Origin of the sequence: Streptomyces cadmiisoli, from assembly GCF_003261055.1 — a bacterium.
Taxonomy (GTDB): domain Bacteria; phylum Actinomycetota; class Actinomycetes; order Streptomycetales; family Streptomycetaceae; genus Streptomyces; species Streptomyces cadmiisoli.
Genome location: NZ_CP030073.1, coordinates 3,747,344 through 3,760,094, shown reverse-complemented (window position 1 = coordinate 3,760,094; position 12,751 = coordinate 3,747,344). Strand labels below are relative to the sequence as shown.

The window sequence follows — 12,751 nt, the reverse complement described above, 5'->3', positions numbered from 1 at the left end:
ACTTTCCGGAAGGAAGCCAGCCATGGCCATGGACGCCATCTCCGTCATCCGCACCAAGCGGGACCGCGGTGAGCTCGGCGACGACCAGATCGACTGGGTCATCGACGCGTACACCCGCGGCGAGGTCGCCGACGAGCAGATGTCGGCCCTCGCGATGGCCATCCTGCTCAACGGCATGAACCGGCGGGAGATCGCCCGCTGGACCGCCGCGATGATCGCCTCCGGTGAGCGCATGGACTTCTCCGCGCTGTCCCGCCCGACGGCCGACAAGCACTCCACGGGCGGCGTCGGCGACAAGATCACCCTCCCGCTGGCCCCGCTGGTCGCCGCCTGCGGTGCGGCCGTTCCGCAGCTGTCGGGCCGCGGCCTCGGCCACACCGGCGGCACGCTGGACAAGCTGGAGTCGATCCCGGGCTGGCGCGCCCTGCTGTCCAACGAGGAGATGCTCTCGGTGCTGGACGGCGTCGGCGCGGTGATCTGCGCGGCGGGCGACGGACTGGCCCCGGCCGACAAGAAGCTGTACGCGCTGCGCGACGTCACCGGCACGGTCGAGGCCATCCCGCTGATCGCCTCCTCCATCATGTCGAAGAAGATCGCGGAGGGCACCGGCTCGCTCGTCCTGGACGTGAAGGTCGGCACGGGCGCCTTCATGAAGACGCTGGACGACGCCCGGGAGCTGGCCTCCACCATGGTGGGCCTCGGCACGGACCACGGCGTGCGGACGGTGGCGCTGCTGACGGACATGGCGACGCCGCTCGGCCTGACCGCGGGCAACGCCCTGGAGGTCCGTGAGTCGGTGGAGGTCCTCGCGGGCGGCGGCCCGGCGGACGTGGTCGAGCTGACGCTGGCGCTGGCCCGCGAGATGCTCGACGCGGCGGGTGTGAAGGACGCCGACCCGGCCAAGGCACTGGCCGACGGCTCCGCGATGGACCACTGGCGCCGCATGATCGCGGCCCAGGGCGGCGACCCGGACGCGGCGCTGCCCACGTCGAGGGAACAGCATGTGGTGACGGCACCCGCGTCGGGCGTCCTGACCCGCCTGGACGCCTACGACATCGGCATCGCGGCCTGGCGCCTGGGCGCCGGCCGGGCCCGCAAGGAGGACCCGGTGCAGGCCGCGGCCGGCGTCGAGATGCACGCCAAGCCCGGCGACCGGGTGGCCGAGGGCCAGCCGCTGCTGACCCTGCACACGGACACGCCGGAGCGGTTCTCCTACGCCCTGGAGGCCGTCGAGGGCTCGTACGACATCGCCGCGCCGGGCACGGCCTTCACCGCGTCGCCGGTGGTGCTGGAGCGCATCGCCTGACCCGCGGCCTCTCCTTCGCGCGGACGGGACCGGTGGACCACCACCGGTCCCGTCCGGCGTACCGGGGGTCACCCGAGCAGCGCCGCCACCGCCACCAGGACCGGTACCGACAGCACCGTCGACAGCAGGATCGCCTCCCGCGCCAGGACCTCACCCACCCGGTAACTGCTCGCGTACGTGAAGAGGTTCTGCGCGGCGGGCAGCGCCGAGGTCACCACCACGTCGAGCAGCGCCGCGCCCCGCAGGCCGAAGACGCCCGCCGCCAGCGCCCAGGCTGCCACGGGCTGGGCGAAGGACTTCAGGGCCACGGCGAGCAGTACGGGAGCCCGCTCGGCGCCGCGCAGGGGCAGTGCGCTGCCGCGCAGGGAGATGCCGAACGCCAGCAGGACCGCCGGGACCGACATGTTGCCGATCAGGGTGAGCGGGTCCAGCAGCGGACCGGGGACGGTGACGCCCGCCGCCGACACCGTGACCCCGGCCAGCGATCCGACCGCTATCGGATTGCGCAGCGGCGTCAGCAGGCGCTGCCACAGCGGCCGCTTCCGGCCGCCGCCGGCGAGGTCCAGGACCGTCAGCGCGACCGGCGTGACCCCGACCAGCTGGAACAGCAGCACCGGCGCCACCAGCGACGCGTCGCCCAGTACGTACACCGCGATCGGGATGCCGAGGTTGCCGGAGTTGACGTAACTGGAGCACAGGGCGCCGATCGTCGTACGGCCGACTCCCCAGCGGCGGACCGCGCCGACGGCGACGAACACCCCGGCCACCGCCGCCGTGCTCAGCGCGGTGACCAGCAGCCGGTCGGAGAAGACCACCGACAGGTCGGCCCCGGCCAGCGTGGTGAACAGCAGGGCCGGTGAGGCGACATGGAAGGCGAGCTTGGTCAGGACCTCGCGGCCCTGCTCCCCGAGATGACCGGCCCGGCCGATGCCGTAGCCCACGGCGATCACGACGGCGATGACGACGAAGCCGCTCAACACCCCCTGCACAACGCCTCCATGACGGTCACGGAGGCGTCGGGCGGCACGGGCGGTGATGATCCATGGGGCATACATCCAACCCTCCGGGGAAGGAGGGCGGCGGGTCAATGTGATCCTGCATCGCGGACAGCCCACGGCACCGGATCGGCGTCGGCCCGATGAGTTCCGCCCGCCCGTCCGGTCTACCGCTCGTGGATGCCATGACCCCCGCGGACATCGTGCTGGCCGGCCCCGTCGTCGCCCGAGACGAGGTGGCGGGGCTGTGCGACGACGTGCGGGCGTTGCTGGAGACCACCGGGGCGCCCGTGGTGGTGTGCGACGTCGCGGGGCTCGGACCGCCGGGGCTCGCCGCCGTGGATCTGCTGGCCCGCCTGGAGCTGACGGCCAAGCGGGCCGGCGGACGGATCCGGCTGCGGGATCCCGCCCCCGCTCTGCACGCCCTACTCGACCTGGTCGGCCTCCGCTTCGAGATGGAGGGGCAGCCCGAACAGCGGGAACCACCGCTTGGTGTCGAGGAAGCAGTGGAACCCGGTGATCCGGCCGTCTGAGATCTCCAGCACCTGCACCGCCCACGGCGCGAACCCGCCCGATTCCGGGTCCGGCTTGTAGTGCGCGAAGCCCGGCAGTCCGTTGACCCGGACGGGCCGCAGGCGGGAGCCCGCGCAGGCGGAGCCGATCGTGGTCATGAAGCCCGTGATGTCCGCGGGGCCGCGCAGCCACAGGTCGAACGGCGGCATCGTCATCACGGCGTCCTCGTGCAGGAGGGCCGTCAGCGCCGTCATGTCGTACCCCTCGAAGGCGGCGACGTACCGTTCCAGGAGCTTTTGCTGCTCCTCGTCCAGCGGGTCGCTCACGGCCGCGTCGGCGCCCGTGTCCGCCCGCTCGGCGAGGGTCGCGCGGGCGCGCTGCAGGGCGCTGTTCACCGACGCGACGGAGGTGCCGAGCAGCTCGGCCACCTCGGCCGCCTTCCAGGCCAGCACCTCGCGCAGGATCAGCACCGCGCGCTGCTTGGGCGGCAGTTGCTGCAGGGCCGCCATGAACGCGAGGCGCACCGACTCCTTGGCGACCGCGGCCTCGGCCGGGTCGGCGGTCGCGGGCAGCACGCGGGCGTCGGGCATCGGCTCCAGCCAGGTGTGGTCGGGGCGGGGCGAGAGGGCGGCCCGGGCGAGCGGGGTGGCCTCGGACAGGTCCATCGGCCGGGCGCGCTTGTTCCCGGCGCTCAGCATGTCGAGGCAGACGTTCGTCGCGATCCGGTAGAGCCAGGAGCGCACGCTGGAGCGGCCCTCGAACTTGTCGAAGCTGCGCCAGGCGCGGACCAGGGTGTCCTGGACCGCGTCCTCGGCCTCGAAGGAGGAACCGAGCATCCGGTAGCAGTAACCGGTCAGCTCGACGCGGTGCTTCTCCAGTGCCGCTTCGAGGTCTGTCGTCGCCGTGCCGTTGCCCATCGTCCACCCACCCCTGTGGCCGTCCCGTGCCGCGCCATTGAGCCCAGCACTTCGGAAGCTACCGCAGCCCACTGACAATGGCCCCCGGACCGGCGGAAGGCGCTGGTCACCGGGGCGGGGAATGAGACACTGAGCGGCTACGCCACCCGCGTCGCCAGCCGTGCCGCGCGGGAGCCGAGCAGGGTGATGCCCACGACACCGAGCACCGCCAGCAGCCCGACCCCGACGGTGCCGGCCCAGCCGCCCGCGTGGAAGGCCACGGCCCCGACGGTGCTGCCCACGCTGGACCCGATGTAGTACGCCGACTGGTACAGCGCGGCGGCCTGGGCGCGGCCCCGGGTGGCCGTCTTGCTGACCGCCGCCGAGGCGACCGCGTGCCCCGCGAAGAAGCCCGCGGTGATCAGGACCAGGCCGACCAGGACCGGCGCCAGCGAGTCCGCCGTGGACAGCAGCAGGCCCGAGGCCGTGGTGCCGCCCGCCAGGTACAGGGCGCCGCGCCGGCCCAGCCGGCCGACCAGCCGGCCCGCCGTCGACGCCGACACCGTGCCGACCAGGTAGACCAGGAAGATCGAGCCGACGATGCCCTGCGGGAGCGAGAACGGCTCCTCGGTCAGGCGGTACCCGATCACCGTGTAGACGCCGCCGAACACCGTCATGAACAGGGCGCCGATCGCGTACAGGCGGCGCAGCAGCGGGTCGGCGAGGTGGTCGCGGACCGTGCGGGCCAGCACCCGCGGACGCGGCGAGCCCGGCACGAAGTGCTTCGGGGCCGGCAGCAGCAGCCGGAAGGCGACCGCGCAGGCCACGGCGACCAGGCCGAGCGCGCCGACCGCGATCCGCCAGCCCCACTCCTGCGCGACCCAGCCGGTCAGCACCCGGCCGCTCATCCCGCCGATGCTGTTGCCGGCCACGAACAGGCCGATCGCGGTGATCAGCGCGCGGGGCCGGACCTCCTCCGCGAGGTACGCGGCCGCCGACGCCGGCAGCCCGGCCAGCGCCGCGCCCTGCACCGCCCGCAGCGCCACCAGCGCGCCCAGCGAGGGCGCGAAGGGGATGAGCAGGGCGATCGCCACCGCGAGAGCGAGGGACGCCGTCATGACCGTACGCCTGCCGTACCGCTCCGACAGCGCGCTCATCGGGAGGACGAACAGCGCCAGTCCGCCGGTGGAGGCCGCCACCGTCCAGCTGGCCTCGCTCGCCGTCACGCCGAAGTCGCCGGAGATCAGGGGGAGGAGGGCCTGTGTGGAGTAGAGGAGCGCGAAGGTCGCGACGCCCGCGAGGAACAGGGCGAGGCTCATCCGGCGGTAGCCGGGCCCGCCGGGGGCCATGCGCGAGTCGGCGACGGGGGCGGCAGGGACGGGGGCTGCGGCGTCCAGGGTGGTGGACGCCCCGGTATCGGCGGGGTTCATGCTTCGAACCTAAGGACCCGCCCACTCATCCGTCCAATGCATGGAATCGCCATAATCGTTCCTGTGGAGCATCAACAGAGGTCACGAAGCCGGCTGTCACCGAGCAGTGACACAGAAGACATCGTCGCGCTGCTCGCCCCGCGGCTGGCGCACTTCGCCGGCGTCGCCCGCACCGAGCACGTGACACGCGCCGCGCAGGAGATGAACGTCCCGCAGTCGACCCTGTCCCGGGCCATGGTGCGGCTGGAACAGGACCTCGGCGTCGACCTGTTCGCCCGCCGCGGCCGTACGGTGTCGCTGACCACCGCCGGCCGGACGTTCCTGGCCTCGGTCGAACGCGCCCTGGCCGAGATCGCGCGGGCCGCCGAGGAGGTGCGCGCCGATGCCGACCCGGCCACCGGCAAGGTGGCCTTCGGGTTCCTGCACACCATGGGCGCCGAGACCGTCCCTGGCCTGCTCCAGGCCTTCCGCGCCGACCATCCGGGGATCCGCTTCAGCCTGGTCCAGAACTACGGCGAGGCGATGCTGGAACGGCTCCGGGCCGGCGAGCTGGACCTGTGCCTGACCTCTCCCGTCCCGGACGCCCCCGACCTGGTGGCGCGCCGTCTGGACGAGCAGAAGCTGCGCCTCGTCGTCCCGGCCGACCACCGTCTCGCCGGCCGGAAACGGGTCCGCCTCGCCGAGGCCGCCGAGGAGATCTTCGTGACGCTGGAACCGGGTTACGGCATGCGCCGCATCACCGACGACCTGTGCCGGGAGGCCGGGTTCAAACCCCGGATCGCCTTCGAGGGGGAGGAGACCGAGACGCTCAGGGGTCTGGTCGCGGCCGGTCTCGGGGTCGCGCTGCTGCCACCGCCCACCGTGGCGCGTCCCGGCGTCGTGGAACTCACGGTCACCGCTCCGCGCGCGGCACGCGAGATCGGCGTCGCCTGGCTGGACGGCCGCCCGGACACACCCCCGGTGGCGGCGTTCAAGAGGTTCCTGCTGTCCCGCCGCGGCCACCTGCTGCCCGACTGACCCCGCTCGGCCCCGCCGCACCGCACCGCGTCCGGGGCCGCGGGGTCCGGGCCCATGGTCGCGCCCGGCGGCGTTGCGGGGCTACCGGCGCAGCGACCGCCCGAAGCCCGCGGCGAGCGGCATGCGCAGGCCCAGGGGCGGTGGTGCGGCCAGGGCGTCCTCGACGGGCCGGGAGAAGGCGCGGTCGAACAGGGTTCCCAGGGCGAAGTCCTCGGCGAGGGAGAGCACTTCGTCGCGGTACTGGTGCAACCCGTGCCGGTCGCCGTGGACTTCGAACCGGCAGACGTCCCGGTTGGCCTTCTTCGCGCGTGCCGCGAACCGGAACGACAGCTCCGGGTCGGTGCGCTCGTCGTTGGTGCCGTGCACGATCAGCACCTTGCGGCCGACGAGCTGCTTCACCGGTTCGGGCGGCGCCGCGACATCGTCCTCCGGCAGCCAGGGGGCCACCGCGATCACGGAGTTGACGGCCTCGTGGCCGCCCGCGTGCAGCGCGGCCCGGCCGCCCATGTCGCGGCCGGCCAGGCAGACCGGGACGTCGCCGTAGCGCCGTACCGCCTCGTCGGCGGCCCACGAGGCGTCGCGCGCGAGATGCGCCTCGCTGCCGTTCCAGCCGCGGTAGCGGTAGTGCACGATGTGCGCGATCAGGCCCTCGTCACGGCCGGCACGCGACAGCCGGCGCCCCAACCCCCTTACGGACGCGGCCGCGAGCAGGGGCGAGGGCCGGCGCGCGGAGGTCGCGTCGCCACCGGGGAGCAGCAGCACCACCCCGCTCACCGCAGTCGGTTCCGGACCGAGCGCCCGCCCCAGCCGGGCCGAGCGAACCGGCGTCGCTTGCTGTGCCATGACAGAACAGTGTCAGAAGCACTGGTGTACGCCACCCGTTCGCACGGTCACCGTTACGTATCGACGGTTTCGCGTCCCACGCGCTCTACGCGCGTAGGAGTTAAAGTGCCGAAATGACGAGCCAGACTGACCGGATGGGGAACACCCCGAGCTCGGACCAGATCCGCCGGGCACCCAAGGTTCTGCTGCACGACCACCTCGACGGCGGGCTGCGGCCCGGCACCGTGGTCGAACTCGCCCACACCGGCGGCTACTCGGCCCTGCCCGAGACCGATCCCGACAAGCTGGGCCTGTGGTTCCGCGAGGCCGCCGACTCCGGCTCCCTGGAGCGGTACCTGGAGACGTTCTCCCACACCGTCGGCGTCATGCAGACCCGCGAGGCCCTGGTCCGGGTCGCCGCCGAGTGCGCGGAGGACCTCGCCGCGGACGGCGTCGTCTACGCCGAGGTGCGCTACGCCCCCGAGCAGCACCTGGAGGGCGGGCTCACCCTCGAAGAGGTCGTCGAGGCCGTCAACGAGGGCTTCCGGCAGGGGGAGCGGACCGCGCGGGCCGACGGCCACCGGATCCGGGTCGGCGCCCTGCTGACCGCGATGCGGCACGCCGCCCGCGCCCTGGAGATCGCGGAACTCGCCAACCGCTACCGCGACCAGGGCGTCGTCGGCTTCGACATCGCGGGCGCCGAGGCCGGCTACCCGCCCACCCGGCACCTCGACGCGTTCGAGTACCTCAAGCGGGAGAACAACCACTTCACCATCCACGCCGGCGAGGCCTTCGGACTGCCGTCCATCTGGCAGGCCCTCCAGTGGTGCGGCGCCGACCGGCTCGGCCACGGGGTGCGCATCATCGACGACATCGAGGTCGCCGAGGACGGGAGCGTCAAGCTCGGCCGGCTCGCCGCGTACGTCCGGGACAAGCGCATCCCGCTGGAGCTGTGCCCCAGTTCCAACCTCCAGACCGGCGCGGCCAGTTCCTACGCCGAGCACCCCATCGGGCTGCTGCGCCGGCTGCACTTCCGTGCGACGGTCAACACCGACAACCGGCTGATGTCCCACACCAGCATGAGCCGGGAATTCGAGCACCTGGTCGGAGCGTTCGGCTACACGCTCGACGACATGCAGTGGTTCTCGGTCAATGCTATGAAGTCAGCATTCATTCCTTTCGATGAACGACTGGCCATGATCAATGACGTGATCAAGCCCGGCTATGCCGAGTTGAAGTCCGAATGGCTGTTCAAGCAGACCGCTTCGACCAGCGATTCCGCGTCCGACGAGGCCTGATCGAGGGACGGGGACGCGGACGCGCATTCACAATCCGTCCGCATTTCGATGTTTGCGGCCCCAGCCGTCGCGTGTTTACGTTCATGGGCCGCTCCCGATCCCCGTCATCCCATTTCAAGCAAGTCAAGGATGCAATTCAACATGAAGCAGTCTGCTGCGAAGACCCTCGGCGTCGCCGCTCTCGGTGCCGCCTTCGCCGCCACCGGTGCGGGTGCCGCCGACGCCGCACCGGCCGTCCCCGACGCCGGCCAGGCGCTGAAGAGCGTCACCCGGACGCTGCCGGCGAAGGACCTCCCCCGGGCGCTGCCCAACCCGGCCGAGGCCCTGGCGCAGGCGCAGCCCGGCTTCTCCACCGGCAAGGCCGCCCGCCCGAAGCCCGTCGAGGGCCCGGTCGCCCCGGTCGCCGCACTGCTCGGCGGTCTGCCCACGCACGGCAGCGCGGTGAACGGCCTCCCGCTGGGCTGAGCACCGGCCTCGCACATGCCGATGGGGCGCACCCTTTCCCGGGTGCGCCCCATCGGTCTTTCTCCTGAGGGAGGGGGGGTTCCGCTCAGGAGGGCTCGGTCACCAGGCCGTCCGTGACTTGCTCTCCGACGGCAGCAGGATCCACAGCGCGAGGTAGAGCAGGAACTGCGGCCCCGGCAGCAGACAGGACAGCAGGAAGATCACACGCATCGTTGTCGCGGAGGTGCCGAAGCGCCCTGCCAGCGCTGCGCACACTCCGCCGATCATCCGGCCGCTGCTGGGACGGGCGAGGCGGGACATGGCGACTCCTTCGTGAGCGTCGTGCCGAGGCTTCCCCGATGGCGGCCTCGACTGACTTCCACGGTACGGAGACGAAGGGGGCAAAGCGTCACTCTACGGGGCGATGCCGACCCTGGGAATCGTCGGGGTCCGACCCTGAGCGGACTCGTCCCGGCGCAGGGCCTCCCGGAGCCGGGACTGAGACCTGCGGCGTATCCAGTACCGCCCGGCCGGTACGACCGCGACATGCGCGAGCGCCACACCCGCGGCGTTCAGCAGCACCGAGTCCACGTCCACGACCTGGCCCGGCACCCCGGTCTGCAACAGCTCGATGGTGAGCGAGATCAGCGCCCCGGCCGCGACCGTACGGGCCAGCGAACCCAGCGGCGAGACGGCCGGCCGCCCCCCGGCCAGCGGAAGCAGGACACCCAGCGGCGCCAGCAGCGCGAGCCCGCCCCCGATGCCGCGCGCCGCCTCGGGCCAGCCCAGCGCCAGATCGGCCCGGATGCCCGCGAGCGGGCGCAGATTGGCGGGCATCACCCAGGGGACGTCCAGTGGACGCAGCGTGCACCAGGCGACGAACACGAGATGCGCGACGAGGAGGACACCCCCCGTCACACGCATGCGGATCGCGGCGTTGCCGCCCATGGAGCCTTGACGCTGCACGATCCCCTAGACGCGGCCTCCGGCACGATCGGTTCCGGCCGGCGGCCCCGACCGGGACGAGGCATGCGCCACATCCGGGCTCAGCCGCCCGCGACCCGCGTCGACGGCGGCTCGACGGAGCCGGGCCGGGAGCGGACCTCGTCCGTGCACTCGTAGCGCAGGGGCCGCTCGCGGCCGGGGCCGCCGAGGATGACCGAGCCGTCGCCCTCGGCCGCCGCCGAGTCGGAGAAGGTGCAGACGATCTGGGCGAGGGAGTACGAGGTGAGGTCCTCGGGGGCGGTGGCCAGGCGAAGGGTGTCGTCGGGGTCGCCGGCGCCCGGCCCGCGCACCGTGATGCCGCCGTGCACGTCCGTCGAGTACCCGGCTTCCGCCTCCCGGGCCGACGGCGTCGTGGCCAGTTCGTCCAGCAGCGCCCGCGCCACCAGAACGCGGCGCTCGGAGTCCGCCGTGCCCTCGGGCACCCGCACCGTCCGGTCGACGGGCACCAGCGACGAACCGCACAGCAGGAACACCCGCACCGGCATCCCGCGCGAGGACCGGGTGGCGGTGTCCGCCCCGGTCAGCGAGCACTGGGCGCGGGACGGCGCGGGGCCGAAGTCCGTCGGCACCTCCGTGGCCCGGATGCCGCAGCCGGCCAGCAGACCGCCGAGCAGGGGGAGCGTCAGCAGGGGAAGCGCCAGCAGGCGCACGTGCCGCCTCATCGGAGGTCCCCCCTCTCCATCGAGCGCTCCTCCTCGGCCGCCAGCGCCGAGGCGTCCCGCGGCAGCCGCAGCGTGAACACCGCGCCGCCCTCCGGGGAGTTGGCGGCGGTGATCTCGCCGCCGTGGATGTGCGCGTTCTCCAGGGCGATGGACAGGCCGAGCCCGCTGCCCTCGGAGCGCGGCCGGGAGGCGCTCGCCTTGTAGAACCGGTCGAAGACGTGCGGCAGGACGTCCTCGGGGATGCCGGGCCCGTGATCCCGCACCTGGATCACGACCTCCGCGCCCGCCTTGCCCTCGTCGGCCCCGTCGCGGTCGCCCTGGTGCTCCCGCACGGACACCCGCACCGGCGAACCGCCGTGCTTGAGCGCGTTGCCGATCAGATTGGCCATGATCACGTCCAGTCGGCGCGGGTCGAGGCGGGCGTGGATACCGCGCTCCGCGTCCAGTTCCACCGCGTCGAGCCAGGCCCGTACGTCGATGCAGGCGGTGATCTGGTCCGCGACGTCGACGTTGTCCAGGACCAGCCGGGCGGTGCCCGCGTCGAAGCGGGTGACCTCCATCAGGTTCTCCACGAGGGAGTTCAGCCGCCGGGTCTCGCTCACCACGAGCCGTACCGCGGGCTCGATCATCGGGTCGATGCCGCCGCTCTCGGAGTCCAGCTCCTCCTCCAGCACCTCCGTCACGGCGGTGATCGCGGTCAGCGGCGTGCGCAGCTCGTGACTCATGTCGGCGACGAACCGGCGCGAGGCCTCGTCCCGCGCGGCCATGTCGGCGACCCGCTTCTCCAGCGCCTCCGCGGTCCGGTTGAACGTCCGTGACAGTTCCGCCAGTTCGTCGGTGCCCGATTCCCGCAGCCGGGTGTCGAGCTGGCCCTCGCCGAGCCGCCGCGCGGCGACCCCGAGCCGGTGCACGGGCTTGAGCACGGTCGTCGCGGCGGCCTGCGCGAGCAGCGCGGAACCGATCAGCGCGAGACCGGTGGCGATGCCCAGCGACCAGGCCAGCGAGTTGAGGTCCTTGGCCTCCGGCTCCAGCGACTTGAGCATGTACCCGGTCGGACCGCCGCCGATCACGCGGGTGCCCGCCACCAGGTACGGGGTGCCGTCGTCGACGATCCGCTGCCAGTACAGGTGGTACGGCGACTTGTTCCCGGAGGTCAGCGGCTGCTCCTCGGCGACGGCCGTACGCAGCGACTCCGGTACGTCCGTCAGGGCGAAGCCGTCGTTGAGGCCGCCGGAACTGCCGTACACCGTGCGCCCGTTCGCGTCCTCGGCGACGAGCAGCACACTGAACCGCTGGCTGCTGCTCGCCATCTGGCCCGCGGTGCTCTGGAGCTCGTCCTGGCCGGGGTGCTCGGGCAGCGCGCCCGCCCGGTTCTCCATCTCCTGCTCGAAGTCGCGCAGCACCGCGTCCTGGGTGCGGGTGAGCACGGCCTCACGGTTGAGCCAGTACGCGATGGCGGACGCGGACACCGCCGCGGTCAACGCCACCAGCCCGAACACCACGACCAGCCGCAGCCGCAGGCTGGTGAAACGCAGCGCCGACAGAACTCCCTTGCGTGCCGCGGCCCAGCCGCGGAGACCCCCTTGCCCCTTCGTCACTGAGGCGGATCCAGCCGGTAGCCCACACCCCGCACGGTACGGATCAGTGTCGGGGACGACGGCACGTCCTCGACCTTGGCGCGCAGCCGCTGGACACAGGCGTCCACGAGCCGCGAGTCGCCCAGGTAGTCGTGCTCCCACACCAGACGCAGCAACTGCTGCCGCGACAGCGCCTGTCCCGGCCGCCGGCTCAGTTCGAGCAGCAGCCGCAGCTCGGTCGGGGTCAGCTGGAGGTCCTCGCCGTTCTTCGTCACGGTCATCGCCGCACGGTCGATGACCAGGCTGCCGAAGGTCGCCGCGTCGTTCGACTCCCGCTCACCGCGGCGCAGCACCGCCCGGATCCGCGCGTCCAGCACCCGGCCCTGCACCGGTTTGACGACATAGTCGTCGGCTCCGGACTCCAGGCCGACGACCACGTCGATGTCGTCGCTGCGCGCGGTCAGCAGAATGATCGGCAACTGGTCCGTGCGCCGGATGCGCCGGCACACCTCGAACCCGTCGATACCGGGCAGCATCACATCCAGCACGATCAGATCCGGCCGCTGCTCACGCAGCAGCTTCAGACCGTCCTCTCCGCTGGCAGCGGTCGCCACGCGATGTCCCTGGCGCGTCAGTGAGAGCTCCAGGGCCGTTCGGATGGCGTCGTCGTCCTCGATCAGCAACAGGGAAGGCACGGGCTCATTCTGGCCCATGGTGGGGTGGCGTTTCGACACTCGGGCAGGTGCGTAGCCGTACCGCTCTGCTCCGTGACCGGTTTGTACGTCT

Annotated in this window: 14 protein-coding genes; 5 read left to right on the top strand and 9 right to left on the bottom strand. The window is 72.5% G+C overall.

What is annotated here, in order from left to right:
* Positions 1–22: 22 nt before the first annotated feature.
* Positions 23–1,306 (top strand): thymidine phosphorylase, encoded by a 1,284-nt coding sequence (locus tag DN051_RS15940; protein ID WP_112438946.1) that lies wholly within the window; start codon positions 23–25, stop codon positions 1,304–1,306.
* 68 nt (positions 1,307–1,374) lie between these two features.
* On the opposite strand, the gene DN051_RS15935 is transcribed toward DN051_RS15940, so the two are convergent.
* Positions 1,375–2,295 (bottom strand): AEC family transporter, encoded by a 921-nt coding sequence (locus tag DN051_RS15935; RefSeq protein WP_053760115.1) that lies wholly within the window; start codon positions 2,293–2,295, stop codon positions 1,375–1,377.
* Positions 2,296–2,444: 149 nt separating this feature from the next.
* Between DN051_RS15935 and DN051_RS15930 the strand changes: the two genes are divergently transcribed.
* Positions 2,445–2,834 carry an STAS domain-containing protein gene (locus DN051_RS15930; protein ID WP_079001090.1) on the top strand — a complete coding sequence of 130 codons (390 nt, stop codon included), beginning with the start codon at positions 2,445–2,447 and terminating at the stop codon, positions 2,832–2,834.
* On the opposite strand, the gene DN051_RS15925 is transcribed toward DN051_RS15930, so the two are convergent.
* Both DN051_RS15925 and DN051_RS15920 read right to left on the bottom strand, forming a co-directional pair.
* A complete protein-coding gene (locus tag DN051_RS15925) occupies positions 2,727–3,731 on the bottom strand; it encodes a sigma-70 family RNA polymerase sigma factor (protein WP_053760117.1) in 1,005 nt (334 codons plus the stop codon). The two genes, DN051_RS15930 and DN051_RS15925, sit on opposite strands and share 108 nt — an antisense overlap.
* Positions 3,732–3,868: 137 nt before the next feature.
* Positions 3,869–5,140 (bottom strand): MFS transporter, encoded by a 1,272-nt coding sequence (locus DN051_RS15920; protein WP_112438945.1) that lies wholly within the window; start codon positions 5,138–5,140, stop codon positions 3,869–3,871.
* Positions 5,141–5,203: 63 nt separating this feature from the next.
* Here DN051_RS15920 and DN051_RS15915 point away from each other — a divergent pair, with 63 nt between their 5' ends.
* Complete coding sequence (locus tag DN051_RS15915) at positions 5,204–6,157, top strand: LysR family transcriptional regulator (RefSeq protein ID WP_053760119.1); 954 nt, start codon at positions 5,204–5,206, stop codon at positions 6,155–6,157.
* 81 nt (positions 6,158–6,238) lie between these two features.
* Here the strand turns inward: DN051_RS15915 and DN051_RS15910 are convergent, their stop codons facing one another.
* On the bottom strand, positions 6,239–7,000 hold the full coding sequence (locus DN051_RS15910) for an alpha/beta hydrolase (RefSeq protein WP_053760120.1): 762 nt from the start codon (positions 6,998–7,000) through the stop codon (positions 6,239–6,241).
* Between the two features lie 113 nt (positions 7,001–7,113).
* Here DN051_RS15910 and DN051_RS15905 point away from each other — a divergent pair, with 113 nt between their 5' ends.
* Both DN051_RS15905 and DN051_RS15900 read left to right on the top strand, forming a co-directional pair.
* On the top strand, positions 7,114–8,277 hold the full coding sequence (locus DN051_RS15905) for an adenosine deaminase (RefSeq protein ID WP_112438944.1): 1,164 nt from the start codon (positions 7,114–7,116) through the stop codon (positions 8,275–8,277).
* Positions 8,278–8,418: 141 nt separating this feature from the next.
* On the top strand, positions 8,419–8,742 hold the full coding sequence (locus DN051_RS15900) for a hypothetical protein (RefSeq protein WP_053760122.1): 324 nt from the start codon (positions 8,419–8,421) through the stop codon (positions 8,740–8,742).
* Positions 8,743–8,841: 99 nt separating this feature from the next.
* On the opposite strand, the gene DN051_RS15895 is transcribed toward DN051_RS15900, so the two are convergent.
* From DN051_RS15895 to afsQ1, 5 genes are all read right to left on the bottom strand, one after another.
* Positions 8,842–9,042 (bottom strand): PspC domain-containing protein, encoded by a 201-nt coding sequence (locus DN051_RS15895; RefSeq protein ID WP_053760123.1) that lies wholly within the window; start codon positions 9,040–9,042, stop codon positions 8,842–8,844.
* Between the two features lie 93 nt (positions 9,043–9,135).
* Complete coding sequence (locus DN051_RS15890) at positions 9,136–9,687, bottom strand: VanZ family protein (RefSeq protein ID WP_053760124.1); 552 nt, start codon at positions 9,685–9,687, stop codon at positions 9,136–9,138.
* An 80-nt stretch (positions 9,688–9,767) separates the two neighbouring features.
* Positions 9,768–10,388: a hypothetical protein gene (locus DN051_RS15885; RefSeq protein WP_053760125.1), complete on the bottom strand. Its 621-nt coding sequence runs from the start codon at positions 10,386–10,388 to the stop codon at positions 9,768–9,770.
* Positions 10,385–11,986 carry a sensor histidine kinase gene (locus DN051_RS15880; protein WP_053760126.1) on the bottom strand — a complete coding sequence of 534 codons (1,602 nt, stop codon included), beginning with the start codon at positions 11,984–11,986 and terminating at the stop codon, positions 10,385–10,387. The genes DN051_RS15885 and DN051_RS15880 overlap by 4 nt, the downstream gene beginning before the upstream one ends.
* A complete protein-coding gene (gene afsQ1, locus DN051_RS15875) occupies positions 11,983–12,660 on the bottom strand; it encodes a two-component system response regulator AfsQ1 (protein WP_053760127.1) in 678 nt (225 codons plus the stop codon). Before afsQ1 ends, DN051_RS15880 begins: the two co-directional genes overlap by 4 nt.
* Between the last annotated feature and the right edge of the window lie 91 nt (positions 12,661–12,751).

Coding starts and splice junctions, on each gene's coding strand:
- DN051_RS15895 (WP_053760123.1), bottom strand. CDS start 9,042: ATGTCCCGCCTCGCCCGTCCCAGCAGCGGCCGGATGATCGGCGGAGTG.
- DN051_RS15885 (WP_053760125.1), bottom strand. CDS start 10,388: ATGAGGCGGCACGTGCGCCTGCTGGCGCTTCCCCTGCTGACGCTCCCC.
- DN051_RS15900 (WP_053760122.1), top strand. CDS start 8,419: ATGAAGCAGTCTGCTGCGAAGACCCTCGGCGTCGCCGCTCTCGGTGCC.
- DN051_RS15930 (WP_079001090.1), top strand. CDS start 2,445: ATGAGTTCCGCCCGCCCGTCCGGTCTACCGCTCGTGGATGCCATGACC.
- DN051_RS15920 (WP_112438945.1), bottom strand. CDS start 5,140: ATGAACCCCGCCGATACCGGGGCGTCCACCACCCTGGACGCCGCAGCC.
- DN051_RS15905 (WP_112438944.1), top strand. CDS start 7,114: ATGACGAGCCAGACTGACCGGATGGGGAACACCCCGAGCTCGGACCAG.
- DN051_RS15925 (WP_053760117.1), bottom strand. CDS start 3,731: ATGGGCAACGGCACGGCGACGACAGACCTCGAAGCGGCACTGGAGAAG.
- DN051_RS15910 (WP_053760120.1), bottom strand. CDS start 7,000: ATGGCACAGCAAGCGACGCCGGTTCGCTCGGCCCGGCTGGGGCGGGCG.
- DN051_RS15940 (WP_112438946.1), top strand. CDS start 23: ATGGCCATGGACGCCATCTCCGTCATCCGCACCAAGCGGGACCGCGGT.